We start from the raw sequence: 14,252 nt of genomic DNA, 5'->3' as shown, positions 1-14,252 counted from the left end.
CGTGCGTCGCTAAAAGGGTGGTGGGCCATAGTCGTTGGTGTCGACGGTGCGGGGAGCTGGCCGGTAGCCGGGGCCGACGACCCGGTCGGCTCGGTTGAGTTCGCGTTCGTGGCGGCGCCGGGCATGCTTGGCCGCGGTGCGGGTGCGTTCGCGCATCGGCTGCTCGATGCTGTGGTGCGAGGTGCCGATAGCCGGCGAAGTGAAGCGGACACGTTTGAGCCCTGGGAACAGCGCAGTGTTGTCCTCGGGTGGACCATCTATCCGGATCCCTTCCGGGGTGTACCAGACTCGGGCGGTGTGTCCGTCGGGGTCGAGGTATTGGTCATCGACCCAGAGGGAGAACGATTTCAGCAGATGATGGAAGCGGCATTTTCCGTTGAGGCCCAACGGATCTGTGCGGCCACCACGGTCGGGGTGCTGGTGGTCGTACTCGGTGACATGATCGAGATCGACTGACCACGCCGGGGTTTCGCAGCCGGGGACCGTGCAATAGCCATCCCGAATCCGGATGAACGTGTCCAGCGCCTGCGACGGGCGGTACGGATCGGACGGCAGGTGCGACGGGAGTGGCTGGTTGCCGACATCGCTGGCGTGCGGGGCTTCGAGGTTCGTCGCTTGCGCTCCTCGCACCTCAACCAGCGAGGGGGTCACATCGCCAACCAGCAAAGGGGTCACGTCGCCAACCTGCGACGGAGTTGCGCCGTCGACCGGCGTGGGGGTTGCCTGGTCAGCATGGAACTCAGATGGCTGAAACGTGAACTTACGAGTATTGCCATCATCTGCTGGTTGAGGCGCGAGCTTGCGAGCCTCGAAACCCCGTGAGGCGTCCGTGTCCGCACCCACCGGACTCTTCACCTCGGGAACCAAAGGCCGTACCTGCGTGTGTGATTGGGCAGCGATGTCGCGGACGTGATCGGCATCGATCACACCGTAGCCGTCCATGAAACCAGGATTGTCAGCGGCACCGTCGATGGTGGATTCATCACAGACGACGTGAAGGACGATCCGTGCCTGCGCCTGCGGCAGGCACCGGGCGTCGGGAATGACAGCGGGGCAGTCGGCCAGGCCGCACTCGCAGGCGAACTGCTGGCCGGTGAGCAGGGCGAACATCGCATCACTTCGCCGGGCCGCCATACGACGCGGGTCATCCTTGCACGCGCAGGCGGCGAGCACTTTCACCGACTCGAACGCGATGCGGGCATTCTCGGCCGACATCGACGCACCGAGCGCGGCCATGCCGTGTTCACGGCCGGTGTCCACCCACACACCACGATCGTCGTGGGCCTGCTGACGGCGACGCCGGACGCTGTCGGGGTCGCGACGGAACACGATCCGATCGCACATATCCCGCAACCTCGCCCGGCTCCACGCGCCCTCGCGGCGGCGCAAGGTCGCGGCGATCTCGGCGTCGACGGCCTCGGCGTGCTCGGTTCCCTCAATCAGCTCGGTACGCGAAACAACGGTGGTGACATGGGTTTTGGTGATCAGACCGTCGCGCAGACACAGCGCTACCTGCGGGAGACGATCACGCAACGCCACCGCCTCGTCGACAAGGCGTTCGCCCATCGTCTGGGTCAGCGCCCCGCTCATCGCGATACGCGCGCCGAGTTGGGCATGCGCATCCAGCATCCGGTAGTCGGCGGGTTCAGTCGCCACCAGCTCGGTGTGCAACGCGGCGATCGCCGCGTACTGCGCCCACGCGGTGAACGATTCAACCGCCCGCACCGAACCCACAGCCGTCATCAACTTCGTGACCCGCTCGGCGTCGACGCAACCTTCGGCGAATTCAAGAAACTCAGACATACTGTGACTCAGTTGATTCCACCGATCAAGACCATGCGGGTCGACGACTGCCGAGCCCGAATTCGGTTCGGTCATTTCTCATCCCCCGTTCTGCGATCACCGATTGCGGTACTCATCGTGGCCGGGCAACCCCTCCCGGCCACGATTGCCTGATACTCATCAGATTACTAGAACAGGTAATCGAATACCAGTCCTTCCGTCGATATGTTCGACAAGTTGTTCCCGCGCAGCGAGTTGCCCGCGACACGCCGGACGAGCCGGGGTGTCCGCGTCCAAGCAACTCCTCAACGCCGAACCGAAATCGGCCGGCGCCCGCACCGTCGAGCTGGTCGTGCCGGAACATCAACTCGAACATTCCCCGCCGGCGATCGGCGAATCCCACGTAGTCCATGCTCGCGGCGATCAACCGACCTCGGACAGGAGTACGTGAATCGGTACACATTGGGCGCAGGTGCCGGTACCGGCCCATGTCGTACCACCGTGGTTGACTTCCGCCATGTCCGAATTGGTGCTGGTCGTGATGGCCGGTGTGGTGTTGGTGAGCTTGGCTGTCGCGCGAGGTGTACGCCGTAGGTCCGGATCTCCGGCTGCGGGGACCCACCGAATATTCCGGAAACCTCCCCCGACACCGCTGCAGCAGTTGGCGACGGATCGTCGCAACCACAGGGATCGGCTTAACGCGTTGTGTGACAAGATCACCCGGCAGTCAATGTTGCCAATGGCCCGGCGGCCAGGTGAGGGCGAATACGGCGGTTTCGCCATCATGGTCGCCGATATTTGGCTGGGTCGGGATTTCACCTTGCGTGCCCGTGCGGTCGGGCTGAGCTGGTTGCCGTTCGTCGACGCACCCGAACATCACGAAACCCCCGAGATCGCCCGGGAGCGCCTCAACCGCAACTACCGACTGGGCGACGACGAACGCAAGGCCCTGGAAGTCATGTCCCGCAAACAGGCCGGCCGTATCGCCGTCACCGCCGCTCACGTCGCCGACAGCATCCACCGCACGCCCGTATGGGGACGCGACTTCTTCGACCTGCACAGCGTCCGGGTCGACCTGACCGCCGAGATCACCTACCTGACCGAAGCCGCGAAAACCCTCGCCGAACAAGACAAACTACTCGGACCGGCACCGATCGCCCAGCGGGCGCTCGACGCGGAGATCGTCGGCGTCTACATCGAGAAGTCCCGCATCCTCGACGAACGGATCGACGCCCTGCTCGCGCGACTCGAAGCGCTCGACGCGTACCGGGCGATCGTCACGGAGGTGCAGCGGCGGGCCGACAGACAGGACTGGCTCGACCGTGTCAACACCATCGACGACCTGGATTCCGCCGCATCCGCCGTCGCCGACCACCATCACGCCGACGCGCTGCGCGACACCGCCGTCGAATCCCACGCCTGGGCGCAGGTATACCTGCCCAACCTCGGATCGCTGACAGCGCGCCTTACCGCAGCCGGATAGCTGCGCACCGGCCGGGCGAATTGTCGGAGTCTCGCGCTAGGATCTTCCGCAATGCGAACCGGTCGAGGGTTTCGCCCTGAAAGCCGCGGAGCGGCGCACGTGGCTGTGGACTACACGAGAAACACGACGCAGGCCGTCGTGCCGGTCTGGACGCTGGCCACGCAGGAAGCCGAAGCCCCGATCTGGCCCGCGGTGAGCAGATGACGCCGGACAAGCTCGACCAGCTGCGGAGTGCGCTGGCCACCTTCGCCTCGTCGCCCATTGCCACACTCGAAGCCCATCCGTCGCCCAAGAACCTCGACGAGAAGCGTGGGATTCCACTGGAAAGCGCGAGTCCGTTGGCGAAGCATCTCGCGCAGTTGGTGTCGAACACCCCGAAGGCACGGGTAGCGGCTTCCGGCGAGACCCTGTACCGGATGGTCGTTCCGGACAAGGTTGCGGCATCGGTCGGCAGTGGTGTCATCACATCGATGAAGGCGGCGGGTGGCGGCATCCACAGCGCACTGGTGGGAAAAACGGGCATTGCGGCGCAGGCAAAGTTCGTGCCCGTCGTCGCCGGTAAGTCGGCGGCGATGGGCGCCGTCGGCGGTTCGGCGGCGACGGCAGGAACCGCCGTTGCCGGTGCGGGAGTGCTGACCGTCGCCGCTCCGCTGGTCCTGATGGCTGTCGCAGTCGGTATCAGTGCCCACGCCGAACGCCAACGTCAGGAGGCCATCGCCCGGCTCGAAACACTCCTCAAGAAGCTCGACAAGGCCAACCTGGACAGTGAACGCACGGATCTGAATGCGTGTGTGCCCGCGATCGAGAAGGCGACGGCGGTCCTGCTGGATCGCGGTCGCGTGGGCCACTCCCTCGGACTCGACACCGCGGTGCATGTCATCGACAAGGGAATCAGTCTGGCCGACAGCCGTTTACGCGAGTGGCTCACCGCGCTCGGCCAACTGCCCGAAGGACCGAAAGTCGAACTCGCCAAACTACGTGAAGCGATCCCCGGCATCGACGACCCGGACAGTGAGTTCTACGCGTACCTCGAATTGGCTGACCTGGCCATCGCACTCAAACATCGCGTGCTCGTTCTGCAGGCCGTCGAACATGCGCAACACGACGAGGACAACCCATTCGAGAACTTCGTCGACGCACTGAAGTCCGACCAGCGCAGCCTCAACCAACTGGTCGGTGACCATTCGGAGTTCCTACAACGACTTTCGACGCTGAGGCTCGATCGATCACACGGAATCATGGATTTCACCATCGGAGCCGGAGACATCGACAAGCTCTTGAACACCACTGCACGACTGCGCGAGCTCCCCGACCGGATGCCTTCCACCCAGTCCCGCAGCGACGTCGCGATCGAGATTGCCCAAAAAGCCGACGGCTCGCTCGTCGTCTTCCCGGCCTACGCCGTCCGGTAACGGACGTTCCCGCGTCGCAGATTTCGTCCCGCGAATTGGTTGTCACGATATCGGATTCGCGGGACGAAGTTCTGGACGCGGGAAGGGGGCGGGACCAAGGTCACGTTCGGTGGTGAGGGTATTGCCCGCGGTGGGTGCGGGTGGAAGCATGCGGCTATCGGACATCGGATCGAGTGGGAGGTTTGCGATGGAGCAGCCCGACACCGGTGACGCGGCCGTGCTCCGGTCCCTCGAACTGTATGACGAATTCGTCGGCGACCCCACGCCGATGATCTACGAGCGGTTCTTCGTCAAGTACCCCGAAGGTGAAGAGATGTTCGCCTTCGACAAGTACATGGAATCGCGGATGATGTCGTCGGTTCTCATGCTGCTTTCCGACGTGGCGGACCACACGACCCCGATCGAATACACCACCCACTGGATCGCCGACCACGTGGCGTGGGGAGTCGGACGCGAGATGATGTTCGACATGTTCGACATGATCCGGGACACCATCGGTGACGGGCTCGGCGACCGGTGGACCTCGGAGATGCACGATGGCTGGTGCGCTCTCATCGACCGGATGAGACCCGTCATGGACGACCAGATCGCCGAGGCCGAAGGTTACCGGCCGCAACCCACTCCCGCGTAGCGCGGGGACGTCACGCTCGGCGGTAGAGGGCGGCGGGGCGGCCTCGGTCACCCTCGGAGAGGAGCGGGCGGCCGTCTTGGAGGACGGGTTCCAGGAACGGTTTCATGCGGCGGTTGAAATTGTCCTTGTGGACGCGGGTTCCGACGACGGCCTCGTGGACTCTGCGGAGCTGATGCAGGGTGAACGGTTCGGGGAGGAAGCCGTCGGGGTCGGGGAGGGTGTCGGCATAGCGGTGCCGGAACTCGTAGCGTTCACGCAGGCCCATGACCGCGGCGGCGACGATCTCGTTGTGGTCGAACAGCAGCGGGTCCTCCCTCATGATCCGGCCGTCGGCGTCGACGGGTACCAGGGTGCCTGTCGCAGACGCCAGGTCGGTCTCGCACATCGATACGGAGTGGGCGGCGGAGATCACCCAGGTGCGGTTGTCGCGGGCCGGATCGTCGAACAGCCGCAGCAGTCGCGGATGGGTCTGTCGCTGCGGCCGGATGCCAACCTTGCGGCCGAACACGTCGTCGACGGTCTGCGCGACGGTCGTGCGTTCGCGCATGAAACCGCCAGGGAGTGCGCGGCCGTCAGGGTTGGTCCGGTCCTGGATGAGTACGTGCAGCGCGGGATCGTACGGTGCCCGGCACACCGTCAGGATCGCCAGATCAACCGTAACCCCAGGTCGGGGGTAGTTTTCGAGTTCGCTCACAGCCATGGCTTTACATTAGCGCACTTCGCGTGCTAACTTCTCTTTAGAGATTTTGAAGCGCTAAAGAGAAGGAGTTCGGCATGAAGCTGAATTCAGCACAGACAGACCGCGCATGTGGCGCGGTCCTCGGTTCCGCCGTCGGCGACGCACTGGGTGCAGGCTACGAATTCGGATCGGCACGCGTCGGCACCGACGGTCCGCAGATGATCGGCGGCGGCCTGGGCAACTTCGCCCCGGGCGAATGGACCGACGACACCACGATGGCGTGGTGCATCCTGGACGTCGCCGCGACCGGCCAGGACCTGCGGTCCGACGCCGCACTGACCGCGATCGGGCGCAACTTCCGTACGTGGTACGAATCCCGCCCCGCCGACATCGGCATCCAGACCAGCAACGTGCTGGGCCGGGCCGGCGCCGATCCGACAGCGGTCGAACTGACCGCGGCCGCCGCGGGCTTTCACGAGCAGACCGGGCGCACCGCCGGTAACGGATCGCTGATGCGCACCGCTGCCGTCGCGCTGCCGTTCCTCGGCAATCCCGACGCGGTCGCCGACGCCGCTCGCAAGATCAGCGCGCTGACGCATTTCGATCCGCGGGCACAGGAAGCATGCGTGCTGTGGTCGCTGTCGATCCGCCGCACCGTCATCGACGGTGAGCTGGATCTGCGCGGCGGCCTGCGCTACCTCGACGACGACGCCGTCGCCTACTGGACCGAGCGGATCGACGAGGCCGAGACCTCCGACCCGAAACGATTCAATCCGAACGGATGGGTGGTCAGCGCACTGCAGGCGGCCTGGTCGGCGATCGTTCACTCCGACGGCTTCGCCGAGACGCTGAGCACCGCGATCCGAATAGGCGACGACACCGACACCGTCGCGGCGATCGCCGGCGCGCTGATCGGTGCGAAGTGGGGCGCGTCGGCGATCCCTGCGAAGTGGCGCCGCATCCTGCACGGTTACCCGGGCAAGCGCGGTGAGGATCTCGTGCACGCCGCCATTCAGGCGACCTCCGGCGGTCCGAAACCCGGTGTGTGGCCGAATGCGTCGCGGATGACGGATGGGGGCACGACCGGCGTACTCGTGGAACACCCCTACGACGACGGTGTGTTGCTCGGCGACCTGGACGCACTCGACAAGCTGCCCGCAGAGGTCACGGCGGTGATCAGCCTGTGCCGAGTGGGCACCGAGCAGGTCCCTCCGGCCGGAGTCGAGCACATCTGCTACTGGTTGATGGACTCGGAACTCCGGTCGGAGAATCCGAATCTCGATTTCATTCTGGATGATGCAGCGAAAACTGTTGCTGCACTGCGGGATGAGGGACAGGTTGTGCTGGTTCATTGCGTCGCCGCACACCGCCGGACCCCGACCGTCGGCATCGCATACGCGCTGGAGCGGGGCGTCGGCCTGGCCGAGGCCACCTCCGCGGTGCGTGGCGTACTGCCTCGGGTGAACCCCAACTCGGCATTCGACGAGGCACTCGGTCGGATCGCCGCACAGCGATAACTGACGAATCACCCACTCCCGAAGGAGGAGACATGGACAACATTCAGGACCGCGACAAGCGGTCATCCGAAGGCTCCCACGACCTGTGGCGCGAGTTCAATGCCACCGAGCGCACCGACACCACCACGTCGGCGGCATTGGTGCGGGTCGCCGAGGACCGGGCCGAGCTGCTGGGCTGGGTCGGCGAGGCCCTGCGGGAAAAGTTCGGCGAGATGCCCGAGACCGACGACGATGACGACTTCGTGCTCTCGCACATGGGCCAGGTCGTGTGGGTTCGCGTGCACACCAACCAGCCTGCCGTCACCATCATGGCGAGGGTCGCGCACGGGGTGTACTCGCGGCGCGCGAGTGAAGTGGAGATCGGAATCCTCAACCGGCGCAGCACTTTCGTCAAGTGGTCGCTGGTCAACAGAAATATCTGGCAGGAGATCGATATGGTCGCGATACCGTTCGCCCCGCGCCACCTCACCAATCTCGTCGACGTGTTCTTCGCGGCGATGTCGGCCAACCGTGACGACCTCGCCTACCGCACCGGCGCGAAAGTGGCTTGACCACAGAACAAATCGGAATCCTGGTGCCATATACGAGCACCAGGATTCCGATTAGTTGGGTAGCTTGCGTAGGGCACGTTCGGCGGCATGGAAGCCGCACATGCCGTGGCCTCCCGGGCCGGGTGGGGTGGCAGCCGAGCAGATATACACACCAGGGACGCCTAGATCGTAGGGGTGCACCGACAGTCGGGGGCCGAGGACCAGTTGCACGGCGTCCTTCGATCCGGTGTTGATGTCGCCACCGACGTAATTACTGTTGTAGCTGGGCATCTCGGTTGTGGAGCAGACTTCCTTGCCGACGATGCGGTCGCGGAAGCCCGGCGCGAAACGTTCGATCTGACCGATGATCGCCTCGGTGGCGTCGCCCCGGTAACCGTTGGGGACATGGGCGTAGGCCCATACCGGGTGCACGTCCCCGACGCTGCGGCCGGGATCGGCCAGGTACTGCTGCCCGACCAGCACGAACGGCCGCTCGGGCATCCGACCTTGCTGGATCGTCCGTTCGGTGGCGGCGACCTCGGCGAAGTCACCACCCAGGTGGACGGTTCCGGAGCGCCGGGCATCCGGGTTGGTCCACGGAATACCCTCGCGGACAGCGAAATCCACCTTGAAGGCACCCGGTCCGTGCCGGAACCGGCGCAGCTCACGCAGCACCCGGTTCGGTAGCCGGTCAGCGCAGATCGCAGCCACCGCCCGCGGGTCCAGATCGAACATCGTCACATCCGCCGATGGCAGATCCGCGAACGACGAGACGCGAACCCCGGTCTCGATCCGCCCACCGAGTTCGAGCAGCGTCCGCTCCATCACGTCGGCGATCCGTCCCGATCCGCCCTCGGCCACCTGCCAACCGAACCGATGTCCGGCGGTGGTGATGCCGAGCCCGATCGCCGACGTCAGCGGTTGGTTCAGCGGCCGGAAGGTGTGCGCGGCGATACCGCCCCACAACGCCCTCGCCTGAGGAGTGCGGAAGAACCGGGCCAGTACCGACCCCGGCAGCACGGTCGGCATACCGAACCGGGCCAGTTCGAACGGGTGCCGCGGCACCTTGACGAGCGAGTCCAACACCGCCGGTCCGAGGACGTCGAACTTCCGGACCGGGCGGTCGAACAGTGCCCGCCACACACCGCCGTCGGCTCCCATGCCGGCAGCGGTGTCGGCGACACTGCGATGGAGCACTCCGGCGCTGCCGTCGTCGAGCGGGTGTACACAGTCGAGTTCGGCTGAACGCCAGTGCAATCCGAGCCGTTCGCAGTCCAGAGTGGCCAGGAATGGTGACCCGACCGCCATCGGATGGATGGCCGCGCAATGATCGTGTACCAGCCCGGGCACGATCGCCTCGAAGGACCTCAGTCCGCCGCCGACGGTGTCGCCGGCCTCCAGCAGCGTGACCTCCATGCCTCCGCGGGCCAGGGTGATCGCGGCGGCGAGCCCGTTGGGCCCGCCGCCCACGATCGTGGCTGTGCTCACGAGACTCTCATCACGAAACACCCAGGGGGAAGCGCTTCGGGTCCGACGTCCACGTGATGTTCAGTGGGATCGGGCCGTCAGGGAGCCACGGCTGCGCGTTCACGCAATCACGCACGCTCCAAGTGCCTTTCGCGAGCACACCCACGGCCGGGTCGATGATCTTGAAGTCCTGCTCGAACCGGGTGATCGGCTGCGACTCGGCCCACACGATCATCACATCGCCCGGATCGAAACGCACCTGTTCCTGGACCGCGGCAATCATGTTCTCGTCGTGCAGGTGACCGTCGCCGAAGTTGAAACCGGTGCAGATACCCGACATAACCTCACCTTCGCGGATTCTGCGCAGATCGATGTCCTGAACGAAGCGCATCATCGTCGAATATACGCCCCGGCCCTGACTGTGCATAGCGCGCCAGCTCAACCCGAAATCACCGATCACCTCACCCCATTCCCGTGGAACGTCGATCGCCTCCAGCTGATCGATGAGCGGCGGGATCGGGCGTTTGGTCAACCGATTGAGCTTGTCCTCGGCACCGGGCGCAAACGCCCACAGCCCCACAGCCCAGTTGCCGGCGTACTGGCGCAGCGAGGGCAGGAAAGACACCTTGTCGGGGCGGATGTTGCCGAGCACCGGGAAGAAGATCAGCATCGCGAAGATGACCAGGATCAACCACGGCGGATTCATGTCCACCACCGAGTACCCGTCACCTGCGGGGAATCCCACGAACAGGATGATCGAGATGTAGATGAACAGCAGATTCCATTCCAGCGGCACGGCCAGCGGGAAGGTGGAAATGATGAACAGGTGGTAGCAGATCATGAACACCACGCCGACGACGGTGAGTGTGCGGTTCACCGAGAACAACAGCAGGATCGGCACCGCGATCTCACCGATCGCGCCGAGGATATCGGCCATGAACCGGGCCAGTTTCGACGGCCGCAGGTCGTTGGGGTAATTGCGATAGTTCGCACGCCGCAAGGATTTCCACGGCAGCATCGGACTGTTGGACACCATCACCGGAATGACATTGACAAAATGCAGGCCGACCTTCGACAGACCCGCGCCCACCCACACGACGACGATGAGCAGTTTCCCGGCGACGATCATCGTCGCGAACGACGCGTAGGGCAGGATCGCGAAGATCAGCAGGGCCGGTACGTACTGTTCGGCGCGAGAGGCCAGGAACACCACCTTGTCCCGGAATCCGATCAGACAGATAAGCACGAGCGGCGCGATCAGCAGCTTCGGATCGATCAGCCGATGCGGTGCGGAATCTTCCAACTCCCCGCCAGGGGCAACCAGCGCCACCACCAGCGAGATGAGGAACAGGAAGTACATGCCGACGTCGAGCGGGGTTCGGGTGGTGCCCGCGGTCCCGGGCACCCAGGTCCACGGCCGCAGCCTGATGGTGCCGGTACGGGACCAGAACCGGAACCCGCCGGTCCACGGCTTGAACTTGTTGGTCAGCGGCCCCCAGGCACCGGCCAGGTTCAGCGACTCCAGGAACATCGTCCAGATGATCAACTTCTGGTAGATGATCGGCTGATCCCACCAGGTGTCCACCTCCCAGAAATGCAGACCGGAGGTGGCGGTGGTGATGATGATACCCGGAAGGGCGTAGAAGAACACCAGCTTTATCGCGTAGATGAGAAAGAAGATCTTCGCCGTGCCGAAGCCGTAATCGACCCAGCGGTGTGTCGAGATCGCCAGCCGCTCCTGCAGCGGCAGCGCCAGGTATTCCTCGGGAACTACTTCGGGTAGATCGGGTTTGGTGAATCCCATGACAATTCGTCCTTACGAGTGTGAAAGAACTGAGAGTTCAAGCGGACCGGGTTCAGGCGGACTGATCGATACGACGCAGAGTGGGCTTGTCCAGCTTGCCCACGGGGTTCTTCGGCAGGGTGTCGGTGATGATGATGTCGACGGGCTGCTTGTATCTCGCGAGCTGCGTGCGCAGGTGCTCGGTGATGGCCTCGGGGCCCAATTCGACGCCGGGATGGGTGGAGACGTACAGCACCGGGACCTCGCCGTATTTCTCGTCCGGGCGGCCGATCACCGCCGCCTCGGCGACCCCCTGCACACCGTAGACCACGGTTTCGATCTCCTTGGGGTAGATGTTCTCGCCGCCCCGGATGATCATGTCCTTGGCCCGGTCCACCAGGAACAGGTAGCCGTCCTCGTCGAGATATCCGACATCGCCAGTACGCAGCCAGCCGCCGTCGATGAGGGTCTTCTCGTTCTCCTCCGGCCGATTCAGGTAGCCGCGCATGATATTTGCGCCGCGCAGCAGGACCTCGCCAGGTTCTCCCACCGGGCACGACTGTCCCTCGCGATCGACGATCTTGATCTCCACTCCGGGCAGCGCCGGACCGACCGAACCGACCTTGCGGACACCGTCGATCGGGTTGCAGGTGGCCGCGCACGTGCATTCGGACAAGCCGTAGCCCTCGACCAGCGGGAAACCGTAACGCTTCTCGAAGCCCTCCAGCAGTTCGACGCTGGCCGGCGCCGCACCGCACACCGCGAACCGGACCTTCGAGGTGTCCGGTTGCACCTCCGGCGGCAATCCCAGCAGCATCGTGTAGATGGTGGGGACTGCCGAAAAGTACGTCGCCCCAGTGGATTCGAGGCGATCAAAGAAGGTCCTTGGATCGAATCTGCCGGCGATCGTCACACAGCCGCCGTTGGCGAGCGGACCGAGGACGCTCACGATGATCGCGTTCACATGGAACAGCGGCAGGATGAGCAGGCTGTGGTCGGACTCGCTGATGTCGGTGTTCGACGCGTTCATCTCGACCATGCTGACCAGATTGGCGTGATCGAGCACCACACCCTTGGGGCGCCCGGTGGTGCCCGATGTGTAGATCAGGAGCGCCACATCCGACGGCTGGGCCGCCGGGTCCGCGCCGTCGGGCTCGGCCGCGGTGAGGCTGTCGGCGTCCAGCAGAGGAACACTCGCCTCAGCACCATCGGAACTGATGAGGACCGTAGCGGCGGCGTCGGTGATCTGGTACTCAACCTCGGCGGCGGTGAGACTCGGGTTGATCGGGGTGGCGGCGGCACCCAGGCGCCAGGCCGCGAACATACCCACCACCAGCACCGCCGTATTGGGCAGTTTGATTGCTACGACGTCACCGTGTCCCACGCCGGCGGCACGCAGGGTTGCCGTGGCGCGCCGGACCGCATCGGCGAACGCGGTGTTGTCCAGGTCGAGCGTGTCGTCAGCCAGGGCGGGTGCGTGCGGCGCCGCCTCAGCGCGTTGATCGGGCAGAGATGCGAAAGTCACCTTGGCTCCTTGGTCAGAACTGGTTCGGCAAGGAACAACCCTACGGCTATGTGATATGGCTCACATAGTCTTCGGGAAACAAAGAACCCGTATCTATTTCGTCCCCCGAAGACGAAGTCCCGGGGTCACGATTCGGCGAGGATCTACTCTGTGGAAATGGATCTTGCCGACGAAGCGACGGTGAAGGCGGTCGTGCTGCTGGCCGCGACGTCACTGGATCCCGCGGCAATGGCAGCCGAGGTGACGGCCCGGATCGTGGCGGAACTACCCGAATTGAACGGCAGCAGAAGCCAGGACCCCCTGACGTCGAGCGTGCGGGCCAACATCGACAGCGTCCTCGAGGCCCTCACCGAGGGAATCTCCCCCGATAGTGTCGAACTACCCTCCGCCGCAAAGGAATACACCCGATGGCTGGCGCAGCGGGGCCTCCGGGTCACCGCGCTGGTCCGCGCTTACCGGCTCGGACAGGGCGTGATGTTGCCGGCGATACTGACCGGTCTGCGTGCCACATCTGCGAGCACTGAGGTCAAACTCCTGGCGCACGACTGGATCACCCTGTGGTCACTCACGCAGGTCGACGCGGTCACCGAGCAGGTGATCGACACGTACGAGTTGGAGCGCGACCGGTGGGTACAGGGCCGGTCGGGCGCCCGGACCGTCCGCATCCGCGAACTCCTCGCCGACGACGACGACGTCGATCAGGATGCCACCGGCGTCGAGATCGGGTACCGGCTGCGCGGGGTCCACATGGCGTTGACGGCCTGGTATCCCGAGGAAAGCGTCTCCATTTCCACCAACCTGCCCGCTGTGCTGATCCGCGATTTCGCCTCCGTCGTCGACGGACCACTGCTCGTCGCGGCCGACCACCACGCGGCGTGGGGATGGCTGCCGATCACCGACTACGCGATGGTGCCGCGCATCCGGGAGGCCGCGGCGCGTCTGGCCGCCCGGGCCGACGGCCCACGATTCACGTTCGGCACCGTCCAATCCGGCCTGTCCGGGTTCCGCCGGTCGCATCGGGAGGCGATTGCTCTGCGTCGGGTGGCCGGTGACCATTCGGTGGTGGATGCCGCCGATCCGGGGATGATGCTGACCGCCCTTGTGGGCACCGACCGGCAGGCCGCCCACGACTGGGCCGAGACTGTACTCGGTCCGCTGGCCTCGGACACCGAACCCGACGCACGGATGCGGGCAACGCTGCGGGTGTTCCTCCGCACGGGGGGCAGTTACAAGGCCACCGCCGAAGAGCTTCTGCTGCACCCGAATTCGGTCAAGTACCGGGTCGGGCGGGCCATCGAACGCCGTGGCCGGCCGATCGGCGACGACAGGCTGGACGTCGAGGCCGCACTGCTCGTGCTCGATGCGACGTCGGCCGGTTCCCCCGACTGACATACGTTCGACTTCCATACGTTCGACTTACATACGTCAGAACCCGAGCCGACA

Annotated in this window: 12 protein-coding genes; 7 read left to right on the top strand and 5 right to left on the bottom strand. The window is 64.9% G+C overall.

Features of this window, described 5'->3' with window-relative positions; translation table 11 throughout:
• Positions 1-9: 9 nt before the first annotated feature.
• Positions 10-1,803 (bottom strand): DUF222 domain-containing protein, encoded by a 1,794-nt coding sequence (locus KDB67_RS01295; RefSeq protein WP_291011383.1) that lies wholly within the window; start codon positions 1,801-1,803, stop codon positions 10-12.
• A gap of 262 nt (positions 1,804-2,065) precedes the next feature.
• Between KDB67_RS01295 and KDB67_RS01290 the strand changes: the two genes are divergently transcribed.
• The 4 genes from KDB67_RS01290 (at position 2,066) to KDB67_RS01275 (ending at position 5,308) form a co-directional block, all read left to right on the top strand.
• Positions 2,066-2,233, top strand: coding sequence for a hypothetical protein (locus tag KDB67_RS01290; RefSeq protein ID WP_291011381.1), 168 nt, complete (start codon positions 2,066-2,068; stop codon positions 2,231-2,233).
• Between the two features lie 288 nt (positions 2,234-2,521).
• Positions 2,522-3,265: a hypothetical protein gene (locus KDB67_RS01285; protein ID WP_291011380.1), complete on the top strand. Its 744-nt coding sequence runs from the start codon at positions 2,522-2,524 to the stop codon at positions 3,263-3,265.
• A gap of 200 nt (positions 3,266-3,465) precedes the next feature.
• Complete coding sequence (locus KDB67_RS01280) at positions 3,466-4,677, top strand: hypothetical protein (RefSeq protein ID WP_324384667.1); 1,212 nt, start codon at positions 3,466-3,468, stop codon at positions 4,675-4,677.
• Positions 4,678-4,864: 187 nt separating this feature from the next.
• Positions 4,865-5,308, top strand: a complete 444-nt coding sequence (locus KDB67_RS01275; protein WP_291011378.1) for a globin — start codon at positions 4,865-4,867, stop codon at positions 5,306-5,308.
• Positions 5,309-5,318: 10 nt separating this feature from the next.
• Here the strand turns inward: KDB67_RS01275 and KDB67_RS01270 are convergent, their stop codons facing one another.
• Complete coding sequence (locus KDB67_RS01270) at positions 5,319-6,008, bottom strand: NUDIX hydrolase (protein ID WP_291011376.1); 690 nt, start codon at positions 6,006-6,008, stop codon at positions 5,319-5,321.
• A 74-nt stretch (positions 6,009-6,082) separates the two neighbouring features.
• On the opposite strand from KDB67_RS01270, the gene KDB67_RS01265 reads away from it, so the two are divergent.
• Complete coding sequence (locus KDB67_RS01265; protein ID WP_291011374.1) at positions 6,083-7,504, top strand: ADP-ribosylglycohydrolase family protein; 1,422 nt, start codon at positions 6,083-6,085, stop codon at positions 7,502-7,504.
• 32 nt (positions 7,505-7,536) lie between these two features.
• Positions 7,537-8,055, top strand: coding sequence for a hypothetical protein (locus tag KDB67_RS01260; RefSeq protein ID WP_291011372.1), 519 nt, complete (start codon positions 7,537-7,539; stop codon positions 8,053-8,055).
• Between the two features lie 51 nt (positions 8,056-8,106).
• Here the strand turns inward: KDB67_RS01260 and KDB67_RS01255 are convergent, their stop codons facing one another.
• Genes KDB67_RS01255 through KDB67_RS01245 form a run of 3 tightly spaced genes read right to left on the bottom strand, consistent with a single transcriptional unit; the run spans position 8,107 to position 12,809 of the window.
• The gene (locus KDB67_RS01255) at positions 8,107-9,522 is read right to left on the bottom strand and encodes an NAD(P)/FAD-dependent oxidoreductase (RefSeq protein ID WP_291011370.1); all 1,416 of its coding nucleotides are present in this window, start codon (positions 9,520-9,522) and stop codon (positions 8,107-8,109) included.
• Positions 9,523-9,532: 10 nt separating this feature from the next.
• Complete coding sequence (locus KDB67_RS01250) at positions 9,533-11,305, bottom strand: DUF3556 domain-containing protein (protein ID WP_291011368.1); 1,773 nt, start codon at positions 11,303-11,305, stop codon at positions 9,533-9,535.
• A gap of 52 nt (positions 11,306-11,357) precedes the next feature.
• Complete coding sequence (locus KDB67_RS01245) at positions 11,358-12,809, bottom strand: AMP-binding protein (RefSeq protein ID WP_291011366.1); 1,452 nt, start codon at positions 12,807-12,809, stop codon at positions 11,358-11,360.
• A gap of 156 nt (positions 12,810-12,965) precedes the next feature.
• On the opposite strand from KDB67_RS01245, the gene KDB67_RS01240 reads away from it, so the two are divergent.
• Positions 12,966-14,198 carry a helix-turn-helix domain-containing protein gene (locus tag KDB67_RS01240; RefSeq protein WP_291011364.1) on the top strand — a complete coding sequence of 411 codons (1,233 nt, stop codon included), beginning with the start codon at positions 12,966-12,968 and terminating at the stop codon, positions 14,196-14,198.
• The last annotated feature ends 54 nt before the right edge of the window (positions 14,199-14,252 follow it).

It is taken from the genome of Gordonia sp. (in: high G+C Gram-positive bacteria), assembly GCF_020438995.1.
GTDB lineage: Bacteria > Actinomycetota > Actinomycetes > Mycobacteriales > Mycobacteriaceae > Gordonia.
The sequence above is the reverse complement of the archived record's forward strand: the minus strand, read 5'-3'. Positions and strand labels throughout refer to the sequence as shown.